The sequence below is a fragment of the Telluria antibiotica genome, from assembly GCF_011682055.1.
GTDB lineage: Bacteria > Pseudomonadota > Gammaproteobacteria > Burkholderiales > Burkholderiaceae_D > Telluria > Telluria antibiotica.
Genome location: NZ_JAAQOM010000002.1, coordinates 425,181 through 444,504 on the forward strand (window position 1 = coordinate 425,181; position 19,324 = coordinate 444,504).

Below are 19,324 nucleotides of genomic sequence, written 5' to 3' on the forward strand. Positions count from 1 at the left end.
CGGCACATCCCCCATTGTCACGGACCGACCATGCGACTCGCCGACTTTACCGACTTCCTCGCCGCCGCGCGCGCCCAGCCCGAGGCGCAGCGCCTGCTTTTCGTGTTCGCCGTCGCGGAACTGCCGCAGGCGCACACACCGGGCCAGGCCCGGCGCTTCGAGGAAGGGAGCGGCGGCGCACTGGCGCCCGTCATGTGCGTCGACAAGGGGCTCGACGAACTGGCCGATTTTGCCGCGCTGGCCGAAGAATCGCGCGCGACGGGCCGGCCGTGGGACATGGTCTTCGTCGCCGCGCTGGCGGGAGCGCACGGCGCGGCGCCGCAGCCGGCCGGCATCGAACGCGGCCTCAAGATGATGATCGACGCCGTGCACCGCGGCGCCATCGAGCGCTTCCTCGCGTTCGACACGCAGGGCGACTCCGTGCGATTTGCTTGAACGGGTTTAAGGCGGCGCGGTCGCCCGCTCTCTAAGCTGGCCGGGTTACCGTTCGCATCCCAGCCATGACCTCCACTTCCGCTCCCGCCTCACCTCCCCTCGAACTCGTCTGTCCCGCCGGCAGCCTGCCGGCCCTCAAGGCCGCCGTCGACAATGGCGCCGACTGCGTCTACCTCGGCTTTCGCGACGCGACCAATGCCCGCAACTTCGCGGGCCTGAATTTCGGCGAAGACGCCATCCTCGAAGGCATCCGCTATGCCCATGCGCGCCGGCGCAAGGTCTTCCTTGCGCTGAACACCTATCCGCGGCCCGGTGCGGACGACCCATGGCGGCGCGCCCTCGACCGTGCCGCCACGCACGGCATCGATGCCGTCATCCTCGCCGACCCCGGCCTGATGGAGTACGCGGCGCGCGTGCACCCGGCGCTGCGCCTGCACCTGTCCGTGCAGGGCTCGGCCACCAACGTCGACGCCATCGCGTTCTACCACCGCCACTTCGGCATCGCGCGCGCCGTGCTGCCGCGCGTGCTGTCGCTGGCGCAGGTCGAGCAGGTCATCGAGAACACTCCCGTCGAGATCGAAGTGTTCGGCTTCGGCAGCCTGTGCGTGATGGCGGAAGGACGCTGCCAGCTGTCGTCGTACGCGACGGGCGAGTCGCCGAACACGCACGGCGTGTGTTCGCCGGCGAAGGCCGTGCGCTGGCAGCGCACGCCGCGCGCACTGGAGGCGCGGCTGTACGACGTGCTGATCGACCGCTACGAAGACGGCGAGCAGGCCGGCTATCCCACGTTGTGCAAGGGCCGCTTCGTCGTCGACGGCGAAACGTATTACGCCATCGAGGAACCGGCGAGCCTGAACACGCTCGAGATCCTGCCGAAGCTCCTCGCGGCGGGCGCCCGCGCCGTCAAGGTCGAGGACCGCCAGCGCAGCCCGGCGTACGTGGCCCAGGTCACGCGCGTGTGGCGCGCCGCCATCGACAGCTGCCTTGCGGAGCGCCAGCGCTACACCGTCAGGCGCGACTGGATGGCCCTGCTCGACAGCGTGGCCGAGGGCAGCCAGCACACGCTCGGCGCCTACCACCGCCCCTGGAAATGACATCGTACCGAAAGACCACCATGAAGATTGCCCTCGGGCCCCTGCAATACTACTGGCCGCGCGACACGGTGTTCGCGTTCTACGACGCGATGGCCGCTACCCCCGTCGACATCGTCTACCTCGGCGAGACCGTGTGCTCGCGCCGCCACGAGCTGCGCCAGTCCGACTGGCTCGCGCTCGCCGAGCGCCTGGCCGCCGCCGGCAAGGAGGTCGTGCTGTCGACCCGGGTGCTGATCGAGTCCGGTCCGGACTTGTCCGTGCTGCGCCGCATCGCGGGCAACGGGCGCTACCTCGTGGAGGCGAACGACATGGGCGCGGTGCACTGCGTCGACGGCCGTCCGTTCGTCGCCGGCCCGCACCTGAACGTGTACAACCCCGCCACGCTCGCCATCCTCGCGCGCGCAGGCGCCATGCGCTGGGTCATGCCGCTGGAGATGTCGGCCGCCGCCCTCGCCGCGATGCACGCGGCGCTGCCGCCCGGCCTCGTGGAGACCGAGGTGTTCGCGTACGGCCGCCTGCCGCTGGCGTTTTCCGCGCGCTGCTTCACGGCCCGCCAGCGCAACCTGCCAAAGGACGACTGCCGCTTCAGCTGCCTCGATCATCCGGACGGCCTGCTGCTCGAGACGCAGGACAAGCGCCCGTTCCTCGTGCTGAACGGCATCCAGACGCAGTCGGCGAAAGTCTGCAACCTCGTGGACGAGCTACCCGCCATGCGCGACATGGGCGTGGCCGTCGCGCGCCTCAGCCCCCAGGCGTCGAACATGGCGGACATCGTCGGCATCGTGCACGACGTGCTGGCAGGGACGCTGCCGGGACCCGCCGCGCGCCGGCGCATGGAAGCGCTGCAGCCGGCCGAGGCCTGCAACGGCTTCTGGCATGGCCGCCCCGGGCTCGACGATGCCGCTGCGTGAAGGGAGCACCGCCGTGAAAGACATCCCTCCCTTCCGCGTGCCGGCACCGGTGCGCCACGTCCTGTCGCTGCTGCCCGGCCGGCCCGGCGCCTGGCTGTTCGCCGCCGGCCTGAACACCGTACTCGCGCCGCACCTCGACGCGGACGCGCGCCATGCGCTGGAGGGCCGGCGCCTGCGCCTGGCGGTCACCGACGCCGGCATCGCGTTCGACGCCGCCTGGCGCGGCCGCGCGTTCATCGCCGCCCACGCGCCCGGCGCACCGGACCTCGTGATCGCGGCCACGTTGTACGACCTGGGCCGCCTCGCCGCGCGCAAGGAAGATCCGGACACGCTGTTTTTCAGCCGCCGCCTCGTCATGGAAGGCGAGACGGAGCTGGGCCTGCTCATCAAGAATACGCTGGACGCCATCGACGGCGCCCTGTTCGACCGGCCGCGCCCGCGCAGCCGCACCTGCTGAAAGGAGGCCCGCCATGGGCAAGGACCGATCCGTCTTCCCCCTCGTGTATTCGTGCTCCGGCTGTTCCAGCGCGGCGCAGATGGCCAATCACATCGCGCTCGAACTGGACCGGCGCGGGGCCGCCGAGATGTCGTGCATCGCCGGCGTCGGGGGCGACGTGCCGTCACTCGTCAAGCTGGCGACATCGGGCCGGCCCGTCGTCGCCGTGGACGGCTGTCCGCTCGCATGCGCGCGCAACTGCCTCGCGCGGCACGGCGTCGTGCCCGACCAGCACTGGCAGCTCGCCGAGCACGGCGTGCGCAAGCGCTACCACATGCAGTTCGATCCGGACCAGGCCGAGGCCCTCACGCAGCAAGTGGCCGAGGCAGTGGCCACGCTCGCGCCGGAGCGCACCGGCCTTCGACCAGTTTAGTAAAACCCGACAACCAACGAGACAACGATGAACGCAAACGACACCCTGTTTTCCACGCCGATGCAACCGCAGGAGGTATCGGTCGACGTACTGTCCGAAAAATACGCCAAGGGCGACGAGACGACGGTCGCGCACGTTCGCGCACGCGTGGCCCGCGCGCTGGCCGCCCACGAAACCGACGCGCTGCGCCTCGAGATGGAACAGCGCTTCCTGTGGGCGCAGGATCACGGCTTCGTGCCGGCCGGCCGCATCAACTCCGCAGCGGGCCTCGGCATGAAAGCCACGCTGATGAACTGCTTCGTGCAACCGGTCGGCGACGCGATCAGCGGGCGCGATGGCGCCGTCCCCGGCATCTACGGCGCCGTGGCCGAAAGCGCCGAGACCATGCGCCGCGGCGGCGGCGTCGGCTACGACTTCAGCGCCATCCGCCCCGCCGGCAGCCTCGTGAAGGGTACGCAGTCGCGCGCGTCCGGCCCCGTGTCGTACATGGCCGTGTTCGACGCGTCGTGCCGCACCGTCGAATCGGCCGGCGCCCGCCGCGGCGCGCAGATGGGCGTGCTCCGGATCGACCATCCGGACATCGAGGCGTTCGTCGCGGCCAAGGACAACGGCGCCTTCAGCAATTTCAACCTGTCCGTCGGCGTCACGGACGCGTTCATGCGCGCCGTGCTGGACGACGGGCCGTTCGACCTCGTGCACGGGGCCGAGCCGGGGCCGGGCGCGCACGCGGACAGCGCCTGGCCCCGCCCGGACGGCACCTGGGTCTACCGCACGGTGCGCGCACGCGACCTGTGGGACGAGGTGATCCGTTCCACGTACGACCACGCGGAGCCGGGCGTGCTGTTCCTCGACCGCATCAACGGCGAGAACAACCTGCATTACGCCGAGACGCTCGCGGCCACCAACCCCTGCGGCGAACAGCCACTGCCGCCGTACGGCTGCTGCGACCTCGGTTCGCTGGACCTGACGCGCTTCGTGCGCCGGCCGTTCACGCCGGAGGCCAGCTTCGACTTCGACACGATGCGCGAAGTGGCCGCCATCGGCGTGCGCATGCTCGACCTGGCGCTGGACGCGACCGAATGGCCGCTGCCGCAGCAGGCCGAGGAAGGCCGCAACAAGCGCCGCATCGGCCTGGGGTTCCTGGGCCTGGGCAGCGCCCTTGTGATGCTGGGCCTGCGCTACGACGCCGACGAAGGGCGCGCGTTTGCGGCCGACGTGGCGCGCGAGCTGCGCGACGCCGCGTACGGCGCGTCGGTCGAGCTGGCGCGCGAAAAAGGCGCGTTCCCGCTGTTCGACGCGCAGCGCTACCTGGACGGCGCGTTCGCGCGCCGCCTGCCCGACGGGCTGCGCGAACGCATCGCCCTGTACGGCATCCGCAACTCGCACCTGCTGTCGATCGCACCGACGGGCACGATCGCGCTGGCGTTCGCGGACAACGCGTCGAACGGCATCGAGCCCGCGTTTTCGTGGACATACCAGCGCAAGAAGCGCATGCCCGACGACAGCACGCACACGTACGAGGTCGCGGACCATGCGTGGCGCCTGTACCGGCACCTGGGCCACGACGCCGACGCGGAGGCCCTGCCGCCCCACTTCGTCACGGCGCTGGAAATGGCCGCGCACGACCACCTGCGCATGATGGCGGCCGTCCAGCCCTATGTGGATGGCGCCATTTCGAAGACGGTGAACGTCCCCGCCGACTATCCGTACGCGGATTTCAAGGATCTGTACACGGACGCGTGGTTCGCCGGCCTCAAGGGCCTGGCGACGTACCGCCCGAACGACGTCACGGGCAGCGTCCTGAGCGTGGCAAGAGCGCCGGCGGCCGAGGAAGCGGACGACGACGATGACGACCCGCTGCGCAAGCGCTTCGAAAGCCGCCCGCCGGGAGAACTGGAATCGGTCACGTCGAAAGTCGAGTACATGACGCAGGAAGGCAAGAAAACCGTGTACCTGACGATCAGCTTCATGCGCGTGGAGGGCCGGCTGCGCGGCCGCGCCGTCGCGATCGAGCGGCCGTTCGAGTTCTTCATGCCCGCCAACCAACGCAGCGAGGGCCAGCAATGGATCACGTCGACGATGCGCCTTCTGTCGCTGGCGGCGCGGGCCGGCGGCTCCGTCGCGAAGGCGCTGGCGGACATGCGCGCCGTCGTGTGGGAGAAAGGCCCCGTGCGCTGCGGCCACCTGACGCGCGCGGACGGCGTGCAGGTCCCCGTCTACCACGACTCCGAAGTGGCCGCGATCGCGTACATGCTGCAGCAGATACTGATCAAGCGAGGGTTCCTGGAAGCCTATGGCAACCAAGTGCCCGTCGAGCGCCTCGACCGCCTGCTCGCGCTGCGCGGGACTGCGCACGCACTGCCGGACGTCCCGGCGCCCGCGCCCGCCGGAACGGCCGCCAAGTGCCCGGAGTGCGGGGCGCGCGAACTGCACAAGGTCGACGGCTGCACGCGCTGCACGGCATGCCACTACCTGGGCGGCTGCGCATGACGTCGTAAAACCTGAAACCGGTTCAAGGACAGGCCGCCGCGCGCGGCCTAATCTGGCGGCGTACCGACCAACGACACATCGCAAAGGAGCATCATGCAACACGAATTCGAGTTTTCGGCACCCCTCGCCTTCGCCGACGTCGAACGCCTCACGAGCGCCCTGTGCAGCGTGCCCGGCGTGCGCGGCGTCGACCTCACGCCCGGCGGGCACCAGATGCACGTGGAATTCGACGAAGCCGCCACGTCGACGCATGCCATCGCGGCCGCCATGGCGGCCGCCGGCTACGCTGAGGCCCGTGCGGAGCGCGCGGAGCGTTCGGGCGGCTGCTGCGGCGGGTGCTGCGGTGGCTGACACCCTCGACGCCGGCCGCGAGGTGCGGCGTCATGCCCGGCTCGCCGCCGTCATGACCGCGCCGATGGCCCTGATGCCCGCCGTGCTGGCCTGGCAGGAATGGGCGGCAGGCGACCGGCTCGCCACGTGGGCCGGCGCGGGCGTCGCCGCGCTGGCCATGGCCGGTGCCGTCGCCGGCATCGATGCGCTGATGCGCCGGCACGGCGCCTAGTCCGAAAGAACTACCCGGCGTCCTCCGTCATGCCGACTGTCAGGGTGCCCTCCGCCCCCTACAATCGGAACCAATCACTTAACGGAGAACCGTGATGTTGCGCGACCGCTACGGCCGAACGATCGAATACCTCCGCCTGTCCGTGACCGATCGCTGCGACCTGCGTTGCACGTATTGCATGCCGACGGGCTTCAAGGGCTTCGAAGAGCCGGCCGACTGGCTCACCTTTGACGAGATCGAGCGCCTGCTGCGCGCGTTCGCCCGCCTGGGCACGCGCCGCATCCGCCTCACCGGGGGCGAACCGCTGCTGCGGCGCCACGTGACCGACCTCGCGGGCCGCATCGCCGCCATCGACGGCGTCGCCGACCTGTCGCTGTCCACGAATGCCACGCAACTGCGCCGCCATGCGGCCGCGCTGCGCGCCGCCGGCGTCGCCCGCATCAACGTCAGCCTCGACACGCTGGACCGCGCCTGCATGCACGCCATCACGGGCCGCGACAGCCACGCGGCCGTCATGGACGGCATCATGGCCGCCAGGGACGCGGGGCTCGATCCCATCAAGCTCAATATGGTGGCGATGCGCGGCGTGAACGACGGCGAGATCGACCGCATGGCCGACTTCTGCATCGAGCACGGCTTCGTGCTGCGCCTGATCGAAGTGATGCCCATGGGCGCCACGGGCCGCAACTCGGCCTACCTGGACCTGGGGCCCGTGCAGGCACGCCTGCGCGAGCGGTTCGACCTCGTGCCGCAAGCGCTGGAACTGGGCGGCGGTCCCGCGCGCTACCTCGCCACGCGCGACGGCAAGAGCAGCATCGGCTTCATCACGCCGCTGTCCCAGCATTTCTGCGCCACGTGCAACCGCGTGCGCCTGTCCGTCGACGGCACGCTGTACCTGTGCCTCGGGCAGGAAGAGAAATTCGAATTCCGGCCGCTGCTGCGCGGCGGCGCGAGCGACGCCGAACTGGAAGCGGCGATCCGCCACGCCATCGAACTCAAGCCGCACAAGCACGACTTCACGGCGCAGCCGGAAAAGATCGTCCGATTCATGTCGCAGACGGGAGGCTGAGGTGGGTAACGCCGCCACCCCGGACTACCCGCCGATCCCCGGCCACCTGCGCCTGTCGACCCGGATCGCGGGCGCGCTCGTCGGCTTCCTGCTGCTGGCGCTGACCGCGATCGGCACGACGCTGTGGCTGTCGTGGCAGTTGGAAGGGTCGGCCGCGGCCATCAACGAGACCGGCAGCGTGCGCAAGCAGGAATACCGGCTCGCGATGCTGCTCGGCCGCGACCCCGGCGCGCCCGGCGGCAGGTATGCCCGCGATGCACGCGCCCAGATCGCGGCGATCGATACGACGCTGGCCCTGATCGCGCGCGGCGACCCGCAGCGTCCCCTCGGACTGCCGCCGACGTCGACCATCCGCACGAGCTTCGACCTGGCCACCTTGCGCTGGCAGCGCGAACTGCGGCCGCTCGCGCTGCAGGTCTTGCAGGCTCGCGGCGACGAGCGCCTGCCGCCACTGCGCCAATTCCTGGCCGGCGTCGACGACTACGTGGGCCAGATCGACACGATCGTCGGGCTCATCGAACGCGACAACGAAGTGCGCACGTTCTGGCTGCGCGCGTCGCAGCTGGCGCTGATGGCCCTCGCGATGGGAGGCACGGTGGTCCTCGTGTACCTGATGTTCAGCCTCATCGTCGACCCCGTCGAGCGGCTGCACGCGGGCATGCGCAGCATGGCCGACACGGATTTCGGCGTCCGGCTGGACGTCGCGAGCCGCGACGAGTTCGGCCAGCTCGCGACGGGCTTCAATCACATGGCCGACCGCCTGGAACAGGTCTACGGCAGCCTGGAAGACAAGGTGCGCGAGAAGACGGCCGCGCTGGAAGACCAGAACCGCGAACTGGCACTGCTGTACGACGGTGCCGCCTTCCTGCAGGTGCGCCAGACGCTGGAACCGATGTGCGAGGGCTTCATCGAACGCATCATGCGCTACTTCGGCGCCGACGGCGCCTCGGTGCGGCTGATCGAGCCCAGCAACGACAAGGTGCACCTCGTCGTCCACGTGGGCCTGTCCGAGGAGATGGTCCGGGCGGAGCGCTGCATGCCCGTCGGCGATTGCGTGTGCGGCGAGGCCGCGCAAGGCCGCCACCCCGTCGTCCGCCTGCTGCGCGCCATGCCGCACGCGGCGCCGTCGCGCTGCGCGCAGGCGGGGTTCGCCACCGTGTCGGTATTCCAGATCTTCGCGCAAGAACAGCACCTCGGCGTGTTCAGCCTGCATTTCCGTGCCGAGAAGAGTTTTAACGATCGGGAAGCCGCGCTGCTGGAAACGCTGGGCCGGCTGCTGGGCACGGGCATCGAGAACATGCGGCTGGCGGCGCGCGAGCGCGAGATGGCGATTTCGGAAGAGCGCAATATGGTGGCGCGCGGGCTGCACGACAGCATCGCGCAAGGCCTGAACTTCCTGAACCTGCAGGTGCAGATGCTGGAAAAATCGCTGCAGGACGGCGACAGGCAGGAAGCGGCCGGGATCGTGCCGATGCTGCGCGCGGGCGTGCAGGAAAGCTACGAGGACGTCCGCGAGCTGTTGCAGAATTTCCGCAGCCGGCTGGAAGAGGATGATCTCAACAGCGCGCTGCGCAAGGCCGTGCGCAAGTTCCGCGCGCAGACGGGCGTCGACGCGAGCTTCGCCGCCGACGGCAGCGGCGGTCCTCCGTTTCCGCGCGAGGACCAGCTGCAGATCCTGTTCATCGTGCAGGAAGCGCTGTCGAACATCCGCAAGCACGCGCAGGCCGGCAAGGTGCTCGTCCGCGTTCGGGACGGCCAAGACTTTTCCCTATCGATCAGCGATAATGGCGTCGGGTTCGATTGCGCCGCCGTGCCGGCCGCGGGCGACAGCCACGTGGGGCTGCACATCATGCGCGAACGGGCCCGGCACATCAACGCCGACCTGGCCATCGATTCCGGGCGCGGCACCGGCACCACCGTCCGCCTGCACGTGCCGAGCGCGCAGCGGCGGGCAGCCTGACATCGATTGGAGTATTGGATGGACGACCCCCGCGAGCCGATCAGCGTGCTGCTGGTCGACGACCACACGTTGTTCCGCAGCGGCGTACGCTCGCTGCTGCAGCGCAATCCTCGTTTCGCCGTCGTCGGCGAAGCGTCGGACGGCATCGACGGCGTGAAACGGGCAATGCAACTGAAGCCGGACGTGATCCTGCTCGACCTGCACATGCCCGGTATGACGGGCGTCGAAACGCTCGAACTGATCCTGCAGGGCTGGCCCGAGGCGGCCGTCATCATGCTGACCGTGTCGGAGGAAGGCGACGACCTGGCCAACGCGCTGCATGCCGGCGCGCGCGGCTACCTGATCAAGAACATCGACGCCGACTACCTGCAGCGCGCCATCGAGCGCGCGGCCGCCGGTGAATCCGTGCTGGCCGAATCGATGGCCGCCAAGCTCGTGGCCCAGTTGCAGAAGCAGCGCGAGCCGAAGGCGCCGGCGCCGCCGTCCGACCTCGACAAGCTGACGCCGCGCGAGCGCGAGATCCTTGCCTGCCTCGCGCGCGGCGAAAGCAACAAGCTGATCGCCCGCGTGCTCGACCTGGCCGAGAGCACGGTCAAGATCCACGTGCAGAACATCCTCAAGAAGCTGGGTCTGTCCAGCCGGGTGCAGGCGGCCGTGTTCGCGGTCGAGCAGGGGCTCGGCAGCAATCCGGATCGGCAGGCATGAGTTGACCGTTACCGCGTAGGGTGGACTCCCCGGGCCCGCGCGGACGTTCGCGGACCGCAGGCGTCACGCGTGGGCCCGGGATGCCCACCCTACCGCAGCGCCAATAACGCGTCCTTTGCCTCTTCGTACGCGGCGGTGAGCAGCGCCAGCTGCTCCTGCGCATCCTCGAAATTCTCCGACTTCCCCATCAACTCCAGATTCGTGCACGGCACCCGCATCCGGTTCGCCCCGATGAAGTCGATGCTGGACAACAAGTAGTGCGCCGTCGCCGCCAGCAGCTGGCCGTCGCGCTCGCGCACTGCGTGCGCCAGCTTGTGCAGCAGCTGCGGCACCTCGCCCACGAACGCGTTGGCCACCTCCTCCAGCAGTGAGGCGCCGTCGTCGTCGATCGCCCGCAACTGGCCGATGCGGCCCGCGTCCAGCACCCCATCCCCGCGCCGGCGCGCGGCCACGTGCGCGTGCGCGGTCGCCAGCGCACGCTCCAGCACGTCCATCTCGATCGGCTTCGGCACGTAGTCGTTCATGCCCGCGTCCAGGCAGCGTTCGCGGTCGCCCGGCATGGCGTTCGCCGTCATCGCGATGATGTACGGGGCGTTCGCGCCGCCGAAGCGCGCACGCAGGCGGCGCGTCGCTTCCAGGCCGTCCATGTCCGGCATCTGCATGTCCATCAGGATCACCGGGTAGTCCTGGCGCTCGAGCGCCGCGACGGCTTCCACGCCGTTGCCGACGACGTCCGCGCGGTACCCCAGGTGGCGCAGCAGCTGGCGGATGACCTTCTGGTTGATCGTGTTGTCCTCGGCGACGAGGATCGCGGCGTCGGCATCGGCCGGCGCGGCGCGGGGTGCGGGACGCGCGGGCCGGGCCGCCGCCTGGCGCTCGCCCAGCACCTGCTGCAACGCTTCCAGCAGGGCCGCCGGCTTGATCGGCTTGCTCAGCCACGCGGAGAATTCGCGCACCGCCTCGCCATCGGCTCCGTGAGGGCGCTGGCCGACGGACGTCAGCAGCACGAGCGGCAACGTGGCCCGGTCGCGGTGCTTGCGCAGTTCGGAAGCGAGACGCGCACCGTCCATGTCGGGCATCTGCATGTCGAGCACGGCGACGTCGAACGGGTGCCCGTCGCGCACGAGGTCCAGCGCCTCGATGGCGGATGCCGCGGCCAGCGGCTGCATGCCCCATGACAGCGCCTGCTTCATCAGGATGCGGCGGTTCGTCGCATTGTCGTCGACGATCAGGATGCGCCGCCCGCGCACGGTGGCCGCGCGGTCGCGCAGCACGTGCTCGGCCAGCTGGTCGTCGAACGCGTCGGCGACGATGGCCGCACTGAACGTGGAGCCCCGTCCAGGCTCGCTGTCGACCGTGAGCCCGCCGCCCATCATCTCCGCCAGCCGCCGGCTGATCGTCAGGCCCAGGCCCGTGCCGCCGTATTTACGCGTGGTCGACGGGTCGACCTGCGTGAACGACTGGAAGATGTCGGCGAGGCGGTGCGGCGGGATGCCGATGCCCGTGTCGCGCACGGCGAACACGAGCCGGTGGCCGCCTTCCGCGCGGGGAATGCCCGACACCGTGACGACGACCTCGCCATGGTGCGTGAACTTGATGGCGTTCGACAGCAGGTTCACGAGGATCTGGCGCAGCCGCGTCGCATCGGCCAGGATCGTCGCGGGCACGCCGGGCTCGATCATGTACGCGAGGTCGAGCTTCTTCTCGCTCGCGCTCGGCGCCAGCAGGTCCAGCGCCTCCTCGACGCAACGGCGCACCTCGAACGCGTGGCGTTCCAGGTCGAGCCGCCCCACTTCCAGCTTCGAATAATCGAGCAGGTCGTTGATGATGGACAGCAGCGCCTCGCTGCTGGAGCGGATCGTCTCCGTGTGGTCGCGCTGCTCGTCGTCGATGTCCGTGTGGAGCAGGAGGCTCGTCATGCCGATGACCGCGTTCAGCGGCGTGCGGATCTCGTGGCTCATGTTCGCCAGGAACATGCTCTTCGCCTGCATTGCCGCTTCCGCGCGGTCGCGCGCCAGTTCCAGCTCGCGCTCGTAGGCTTTGCGCTCGGAGATGTCCTGCAGGATCGCCGTGAGGATCACGCGGCCGCCGGCCGCCGATTTCGAGATCGTCGCTTCGGCCGGGAATTCGCTGCCGTCCTTGCGCACGGCGTGGATCGTGCCCCGCTCGCCCATCCGCCGCGCCGTACGCGCCCCGTGCTGGAACCCGGCGACGCGTTCAGCGTGGCCCGGGCGGAAGCGTTCCGGCATCAGCATCGCGAGGTCCTGCCCGATCACTTCGTACGCCGTCCAGCCGAACACGCGCTCCGCGCCCTTGTTGAACAGGATGATGCGCTGCGCCTCGTCCGTGCAGATGACGGCGTTCTCCGCGATGTCGATGATGTTGCTGAGTTGTTCCGCGCTGAGGGCGTACGTCATGGTCGGTTCCGTACTGCTGATCGATAGGCGACATCGTACACGGTTGCGCCCGCGCGGTGGAGCGTTCCTACGCCTTTGTGACTAGCGGGACTAGGCCGCTTGCCCATCCGTCCATCCACCTCCGGCCAATGGTCGGGCGCGGCCGCGCCCCGTACGCTTCAGGCATCGATAGTGCGATTTCAAGGAGAACAATATGAGCACCGATAGACGTCCCATCGCGGTCCTCGCCAGCAGCACGTTCGCATTCACGATCTGCTTCGCGATCTGGATGATGTTCGCCGTGCTGGGCATTCCCATCAAGTCGAAGCTGGGCCTGAACGAAACGGAGTTCGGCCTGCTCGTCGCCACGCCCGTGCTGAGCGGCGCCCTCGTGCGCGTCCCGCTCGGCATCTGGACGGACCGCTACGGCGGCCGCATCGTATTCTTCACGCTGATGCTGGCCTGTGCGCTGCCGATCTGGCTGATCAGCTACGCCACGCAGTACTGGCACTTCCTCGTGCTCGGGCTGTTCGTCGGCCTGGCCGGCGGCTCCTTTTCCGTCGGCACGCCGTACGTCGCGCGCTGGTTCGGCAAGGACCGCCGCGGCCTCGCGATGGGCATCTTCGGCGCCGGCAATTCCGGCTCCGCGCTGACCAAGTTCGCGGCCCCCGCCATCATCGCGGCCCTCGGCTGGCAAGGCCTGCCGAAAGTCTATGCCGTCGCGATGGTCGTCACCGCCCTGCTGTTCTGGTTCGGCACCTATTCCGACCCGTCGCACAAGTCCGCGTCCGGAGAGAGCTTCGCGGCGCAGATGCGCGTGTTGAAGGATCCGCGCGTGTGGCGCTACTGCCAGTACTACTCCGTCGTGTTCGGCGGCTACGTGGCGCTGGCGCTGTGGATGACGAAATACTACGTGGGCGAATACGGCTTCGGCCTGAAGGAAGCGGCGCTGATGGCCGCGTGCTTCTCGCTGCCGGGCGGCGTGCTGCGCGCGCTGGGCGGATGGATCTCCGACAAATTCGGGGCCTACAAGGTCACGTGGTCCGTGATGTGGGTTTGCTGGGTGTGCTTCTTCATCCTGTCGTACCCGCAGACGACGATGAGCGTCGCGACCGTCAAGGGCCCCATGGACCTGCACATCGGCCTCGGCCCCGTCGTCTTCACGCTGCTGCTGTTCGTCGTCGGCGTCGCCATGGCGATCGGCAAGGCCTCAGTGTTCCGCTTCATCGCCGACGATTACAGCGACAACATCGGCGCCGTCTCGGGTGTCGTCGGCCTGGCCGGGGGCCTCGGAGGCTTCATCCTGCCGATCATGTTCGGCGCGATCGTCGACCTGACCGGCATCCGTTCCAGCTCCTTCATGCTGCTGTACGGGACCGTGTGCGTCTCGCTCGTCTGGATGCATTTCTCGTTCAAGCCGCAAACCACATCGCCTGTCGCCGCACCGCAGCCGTCTGCGAAACCATTGCTCAAGGCCGCCTGATCCAAATCGATAATCAAAGGAGAACATCGTGAGCCGTTATCTCATCTCGACCTGGGAACCCGAGGTTCCCGCCTTCTGGCACAGTCGCGGCAAACCCACCGCCACCCGTAACCTCTGGATCTCGATCCCCGCGCTGATGCTGGCGTTCGCGATCTGGATGGTGTGGAGCGTCGTCGTCGTCAACCTGCCGTCGATCGGCTTCAAGTACAGCACGAACCAGCTGTTCTGGCTCGCCGCCGTGCCGGGCCTGTCCGGTGCGACCCTACGCATCTTCTATTCGTTCATGGTGCCGATCTTCGGCGGCCGCAAATGGACGGCGATCTCCACCGCGTCGCTGCTGATTCCCGCGCTGGGCATCGGCTTCGCCGTACAGGATCCGAACACCAGCTATCCCACGATGCTCGTGCTGTCGCTGCTGTGCGGCTTCGGCGGCGGCAACTTCGCGTCGTCGATGGCGAACATCAGCTTCTTCTACCCGAAGGCGATGAAAGGCTACGCCCTCGGCATGAACGCGGGCCTGGGCAATCTCGGCGTCTCCGCCGTGCAGTTCGTCGTCCCGCTCGTGATCACGTTCGCCCTGTTCGGCGGCGAGCCGCAGGCCTGGACCAAGGCCGGCCACACGAAGCAGATGTGGCTGCAGAACGCGGGCTTCGTGTGGGTCCCGTTCATCGTCGTCAGCACCTTGGCCGCCTGGTTCGGCATGAACGACCTCGCATCGGCGAAGGCGTCGTTCGCCGAGCAGGCCGTGATCTTCAAGCGCAAGCACAATTGGCTCATGTGCTGGTTGTACGTCGGCACGTTCGGCTCGTTCATCGGCTACTCGGCCGCCTTCCCCCTGCTGACCAGCACCCTGTTCCCGCAAGTGAACCCGCTGCAGTACGCGTTCGTCGGTCCCCTCGTCAGCGCCCTCGCCCGCGTGGGCGGCGGTTATGTGTCCGACAAGCTGGGCGGCGCCCGCGTCACCCTATGGACGTTCGTCGCGATGATTGGCGCCGTTCTCGGTGTGCTGCACTTCCTCCATGCCGGCAGCTTCGCGGGCTTCTTCGGCATGTTCCTGATCCTGTTCGCCTGCACCGGCGTGGGTAACGCCTCGACGTTCCGCATGATCCCCGTGATCTTCCTGACCCTGCACCAGCGCGCCGCGCAAGGCCAGTCGGAAGGCGCACAAGCGCAGGCCGTCGCCAGCGCCAACAAGGAAGCGGCAGCAGTCCTCGGCTTCACGTCCGCGATCGCCGCGTACGGCGCCTTCTTCATCCCGAAGAGCTACGGCACCTCGATCGCCCTGACGGGCAGCGCCGACGCCGCCCTGTGGTGCTTCATCGGCTTCTACGTCACCTGCATCGCCGTCACGTGGTGGTTCTACGCCCGCAAGCGTGCCGAGATCACCTGCTGACTAGTCCGAAAGGAGTAGCCCGGCTACTCCGTAATCGGGGCCGGCACCGCCTTCCAGCGAATGTTCAATAGCGGGGCCGGCCCCTAGACTGAACACAGCTGCACACCGAACATCAAGAGCGCGCCGCGGCGCGCCGTTGGAGAAACCATGAGTCACTTTTTGGACCGCCTGAAATTTTTCGGCAAAACGGGCGAGACGTTTTCGAACGGCCACGGTGCCGTCGTCAACGAAGACCGCACCTGGGAAAAGGCCTACCGCCAGCGCTGGCAGCACGACAAGATCGTGCGCTCGACGCACGGCGTGAACTGCACGGGCTCGTGCAGCTGGAAGGTCTACGTCAAGAACGGCCTGATCACCTGGGAAACCCAGCAGACCGACTACCCGCGCACCCGTCCGGACTTGCCGAACCATGAACCCCGCGGCTGCCCGCGCGGCGCAAGCTACTCGTGGTACGTCTACTCGGCGCAGCGGGTCAAGCACCCGATGGTGCGCGGCCGCCTGATGCAGCTGTGGCGTGAAGCCCGCGCCACGCGCGACCCCGTCGCCGCCTGGGAATACATCACGAACGATCCGCAGAAGGCAGCCAGCTACAAGTCGGTGCGCGGCCAGGGCGGCTTCGTGCGCGCCAGGTGGGACGAGGTCAACGAGATCATCGCCGCCGCCAACGCCTACACGATCGGCAAATACGGCCCGGACCGCATCATCGGCTTCTCGCCGATCCCCGCCATGTCGATGGTCAGCTATGCGGCCGGTACGCGCTACCTGAGCCTCATCGGCGGCGTCGCCATGAGCTTCTACGACTGGTACTGCGACCTGCCGCCATCGAGCCCGCAAGTGTGGGGCGAGCAGACGGACGTGCCGGAATCGGCCGACTGGTACAACTCGACTTACCTGATGGTCTGGGGCTCGAACGTCCCGATGACGCGCACCCCGGACGCCCACTTCTACACGGAAGTGCGCTACAAGGGCACGAAGACCGTGGCCGTGTCGTCCGACTTCGGCGAGATGGCGAAGTTCGGCGACATCTGGCTCGCGCCCAAGCAAGGCACGGACGCCGCCCTCGCGATGGCGATGGGCCACGTGATCCTGAAGGAATTCCACGCGACCGGCAAATCCGCGTACTTCCGCGACTACGCCAAGCAGTACACGGACTTCCCGATGCTCGTGCTGCTGAAGGAACGCGACGGCACCCTCGTCCCCGACTACTTCCTGCGTGCGTCGCACCTCGCGAACCACCTCGACGAAACGAACAACCCGGAATGGAAGACCCTCGTCATCGACCAGGCGACCGGCAAGATCGTCGCGCCGAGCGGCTCCATCGGCTTCCGGTGGGGAGAAAGCGGCAAGTGGAACCTCGAGCAGAAGGAAGGCGCGACGGGCAACCCGATCGACCCGCAACTGTCGCTGCTGGACGACCACGACCGCATCGTCCCCGTCGGCTTCCCCTACTTCGGCGGCAAGGACGCGGACGACCTCCTGCTGCGTAACGTGCCCGTCAGATCCATCACGCTGGCCGATGGCACCGCCGCGCTCGTCACCACCGTGTACGACCTGTCGATGGCGAACTACGGCGTCGACCGCGGCCTGTGCCCGAACGCGGCGAAGAGCTATGACGACGACGTGCCGTACACCCCGGCATGGCAAGTGAAACACACCGGTGTGAAGGCGGCCGACGTCGTGACCGTCGCGCGCGAATTCGCCGACAACGCGGACCGCACGCGCGGCAAGTCGATGGTGATCGTCGGCGCGGCACTGAACCACTGGTACCACATGGACATGACGTACCGGGGCATCATCAACATCCTCATGATGTGCGGCTGCATCGGCCAGAGCGGCGGCGGCTGGGCCCACTACGTCGGGCAGGAAAAGCTGCGCCCGCAGACCGGCTGGACCCCGCTCGCGTTCGCGCTGGACTGGAACCGCCCGATGCGCCAGATGAACTCGACGTCGTTCTTCTACGCCCACACGAGCCAGTGGCGCCACGAGAAGCTGCACACGTCCGAGATCCTGTGCCCGACGGCGGATGGCAAGCTGGAAGAGATGGCGCTGATCGACTTCAACGCGAAGGCCGAGCGCATGGGTTGGCTGCCGTCCGCGCCGCAGCTCGAGACGAATCCGCTGGAGGTCGTCCGTGCCGCCGAAGCGGCCGGCCTGGACCCGGCCAAGTACGCGGTCGAGCAGATCAAGGCCGGCAAGCTGAATTTCTCGTGCGACGACCCGGACAATCCCGCGAACTTCCCGCGCAATATGTTCGTGTGGCGCTCCAACATCCTGGGCAGTTCGGGCAAGGGCCACGAATACTTCCTGAAATACCTGCTGGGCACGCAGAACGCGCTGATGAGCGATGAAGACGACTGCATCAAGCCGCGCGACATCAAGGTGCGCCCGGCCGCCGAGGGCAAGCTCGATCTGCTCGTCGTGCTGGACTTCCGCATGTCGACCACGTGCCTGTACGGCGACATCGTGCTGCCGACGGCCACGTGGTACGAGAAGGATGACTTGAACACGTCCGACATGCACCCGTTCATCCACCCGCTGTCGGAAGCCGTGCAGCCGCTGTGGGAAGCCAAGTCGGACTGGGAAATCTACAAGGGCCTCGCTGCCAAGTTCTCCGAGATCGGCGGCGCCCACCTGGGCACCCGCAAGGACCTGATCCTCACGCCGCTGCTGCACGATACCCCGGGCGAACTCGGTCAGCCGTTCGACCCGAAGGACTGGCGCGCGGGCGAATGCGAGCCGATTCCCGGCAAGACGATGCCGTCGATGACGGTCGTGGAGCGCGACTTCCGCCAGATCCACAAGAAGTACACGTCGATCGGCCCCCTGCTGGAAAAAGCGGGCAATGGCGGCAAGGGCATCGGCTGGGAAACGAAGCATGAAGTCGACGTGCTGCGCGGCCTGAATCGCACCGTGCTGGAAGAAGGCGTGTCGCAGGGCCAGCCGCGCCTCGACACGGCGATCGACGCCGCGGAGATGATTCTCACGCTGGCGCCGGAAACGAACGGTCACGTGGCGGTGAAAGCGTGGGATGCGCTGTCGAAGATCACGGGACGCGACCATACGCACCTGGCGATCCCGCGCGAGCACGACAGCATCCGCTTCCGCGACGTGCAAGCGCAGCCGAGGAAGATCATTTCGTCGCCCACGTGGTCGGGCCTCGAGAGCGAGGAAGTCAGCTACAACGCCGGCTACACGAACGTGCATGAAATGATCCCGTGGCGCACCCTGACGGGCCGCCAGCAGTTCTACCAGGACCACGTATGGATGCGCGACTTCGGCGAAGGCCTCTGTGTGTACAAGGCCGCGATCAACACGAAGACGACGGAAGCGATCATGAACCGCCGTCCGAACGGCAACAAGGAACTGGCGCTGAACTGGATCACGCCGCACCAGAAATGGGGCATCCACTCCACGTACTCCGACAACCTGCGCATGCTCACCCTGTCGCGCGGCGGCCCGCACGTGTGGCTCTCCGAGATCGACGCGAAGGCCGCCGGCATCGAGGACAACGACTGGATCGAGGTATTCAACGTGAACGGCACGCTGACGGCACGCGCGGTGGTGAGCCAGCGCGTGCCGGAAGGCATGACCCTGATGTACCACGCCCAGGAGAAGATCGTGAACGTGCCGGGCGCGGAAATGTCGAAGAAGCGCGGCGGCATCCACAACTCGGTGACCCGCGCCGTGACGAAGCCCACGCACATGATCGGCGGGTACGCCCAGCTGTCGTACGGCTTCAATTACTACGGCACGGTCGGTTCGAACCGCGACGAATTCGTCGTCGTGCGCAAGATGCGCGACGTGAACTGGATGGAAGGCGCCCGCGACGAATCGCGTCCGAACGGCGACCGGCAGCCGGCGCGCCCTGCCCCGACGAAGGCCGCCGGAGCGCCGACACGCGAGACGGAAGAACGCGAACCTGCGCTGGCAAGAGTCGCCACCCCGAAGGGTGCTTGA

At 68.1% G+C, this 19,324-nt stretch carries 15 protein-coding genes; 14 read left to right on the forward strand and 1 reads right to left on the reverse strand.

Features of this window, described 5'->3' with window-relative positions; genetic code table 11:
* Window positions 1-30 precede the first annotated feature (30 nt).
* The 11 genes from HAV22_RS04765 to HAV22_RS04815 all read left to right on the forward strand — a co-directional run bounded on the left by HAV22_RS04765 (window position 31) and on the right by HAV22_RS04815 (window position 10,095).
* On the forward strand, window positions 31-435 hold the full coding sequence (locus HAV22_RS04765) for a ribonucleotide reductase subunit alpha (RefSeq protein WP_166857016.1): 405 nt from the start codon (window positions 31-33) through the stop codon (window positions 433-435).
* Between the two features lie 65 nt (window positions 436-500).
* Window positions 501-1,529: a ubiquinone anaerobic biosynthesis protein UbiU gene (gene ubiU / locus HAV22_RS04770; protein WP_166857018.1), complete on the forward strand. Its 1,029-nt coding sequence runs from the start codon at window positions 501-503 to the stop codon at window positions 1,527-1,529.
* Window positions 1,530-1,549: 20 nt separating this feature from the next.
* Window positions 1,550-2,440 carry a ubiquinone anaerobic biosynthesis protein UbiV gene (gene ubiV, locus HAV22_RS04775; protein ID WP_166857019.1) on the forward strand — a complete coding sequence of 297 codons (891 nt, stop codon included), beginning with the start codon at window positions 1,550-1,552 and terminating at the stop codon, window positions 2,438-2,440.
* Between the two features lie 13 nt (window positions 2,441-2,453).
* Entirely contained in the window at window positions 2,454-2,897 is a 444-nt protein-coding gene (gene ubiT / locus HAV22_RS04780; protein ID WP_371869538.1) for a ubiquinone anaerobic biosynthesis accessory factor UbiT, read from the forward strand.
* A 13-nt stretch (window positions 2,898-2,910) separates the two neighbouring features.
* Window positions 2,911-3,309, forward strand: a complete 399-nt coding sequence (locus tag HAV22_RS04785) for a putative zinc-binding protein (RefSeq protein WP_166857022.1) — start codon at window positions 2,911-2,913, stop codon at window positions 3,307-3,309.
* 27 nt (window positions 3,310-3,336) lie between these two features.
* The gene (locus HAV22_RS04790) at window positions 3,337-5,799 is read left to right on the forward strand and encodes an adenosylcobalamin-dependent ribonucleoside-diphosphate reductase (protein WP_166857024.1); all 2,463 of its coding nucleotides are present in this window, start codon (window positions 3,337-3,339) and stop codon (window positions 5,797-5,799) included.
* A gap of 93 nt (window positions 5,800-5,892) precedes the next feature.
* Window positions 5,893-6,150 (forward strand): hypothetical protein, encoded by a 258-nt coding sequence (locus HAV22_RS04795; protein WP_166857026.1) that lies wholly within the window; start codon window positions 5,893-5,895, stop codon window positions 6,148-6,150.
* On the forward strand, window positions 6,143-6,361 hold the full coding sequence (locus HAV22_RS04800; RefSeq protein WP_166857028.1) for a hypothetical protein: 219 nt from the start codon (window positions 6,143-6,145) through the stop codon (window positions 6,359-6,361). The genes HAV22_RS04795 and HAV22_RS04800 overlap by 8 nt, the downstream gene beginning before the upstream one ends.
* Before the next feature lie 94 nt (window positions 6,362-6,455).
* On the forward strand, window positions 6,456-7,430 hold the full coding sequence (gene moaA, locus HAV22_RS04805; RefSeq protein WP_166857030.1) for a GTP 3',8-cyclase MoaA: 975 nt from the start codon (window positions 6,456-6,458) through the stop codon (window positions 7,428-7,430).
* 1 nt (window position 7,431) lies between these two features.
* Entirely contained in the window at window positions 7,432-9,390 is a 1,959-nt protein-coding gene (locus HAV22_RS04810; protein ID WP_371869539.1) for a type IV pili methyl-accepting chemotaxis transducer N-terminal domain-containing protein, read from the forward strand.
* Window positions 9,391-9,408: 18 nt separating this feature from the next.
* Window positions 9,409-10,095, forward strand: a complete 687-nt coding sequence (locus tag HAV22_RS04815) for a response regulator (RefSeq protein WP_166857032.1) — start codon at window positions 9,409-9,411, stop codon at window positions 10,093-10,095.
* A gap of 89 nt (window positions 10,096-10,184) precedes the next feature.
* Here HAV22_RS04815 and HAV22_RS04820 read toward each other — a convergent pair whose 3' ends face one another.
* A complete protein-coding gene (locus HAV22_RS04820) occupies window positions 10,185-12,512 on the reverse strand; it encodes a response regulator (RefSeq protein WP_166857034.1) in 2,328 nt (775 codons plus the stop codon).
* Window positions 12,513-12,705: 193 nt separating this feature from the next.
* Between HAV22_RS04820 and HAV22_RS04825 the strand changes: the two genes are divergently transcribed.
* The 3 genes from HAV22_RS04825 to HAV22_RS04835 all read left to right on the forward strand — a co-directional run bounded on the left by HAV22_RS04825 (window position 12,706) and on the right by HAV22_RS04835 (window position 19,324).
* Window positions 12,706-13,974 (forward strand): MFS transporter, encoded by a 1,269-nt coding sequence (locus HAV22_RS04825; protein ID WP_166857036.1) that lies wholly within the window; start codon window positions 12,706-12,708, stop codon window positions 13,972-13,974.
* A 28-nt stretch (window positions 13,975-14,002) separates the two neighbouring features.
* Window positions 14,003-15,367, forward strand: a complete 1,365-nt coding sequence (locus HAV22_RS04830; protein ID WP_166857038.1) for a NarK family nitrate/nitrite MFS transporter — start codon at window positions 14,003-14,005, stop codon at window positions 15,365-15,367.
* Window positions 15,368-15,514: 147 nt separating this feature from the next.
* Entirely contained in the window at window positions 15,515-19,324 is a 3,810-nt protein-coding gene (locus tag HAV22_RS04835) for a nitrate reductase subunit alpha (RefSeq protein ID WP_166857040.1), read from the forward strand.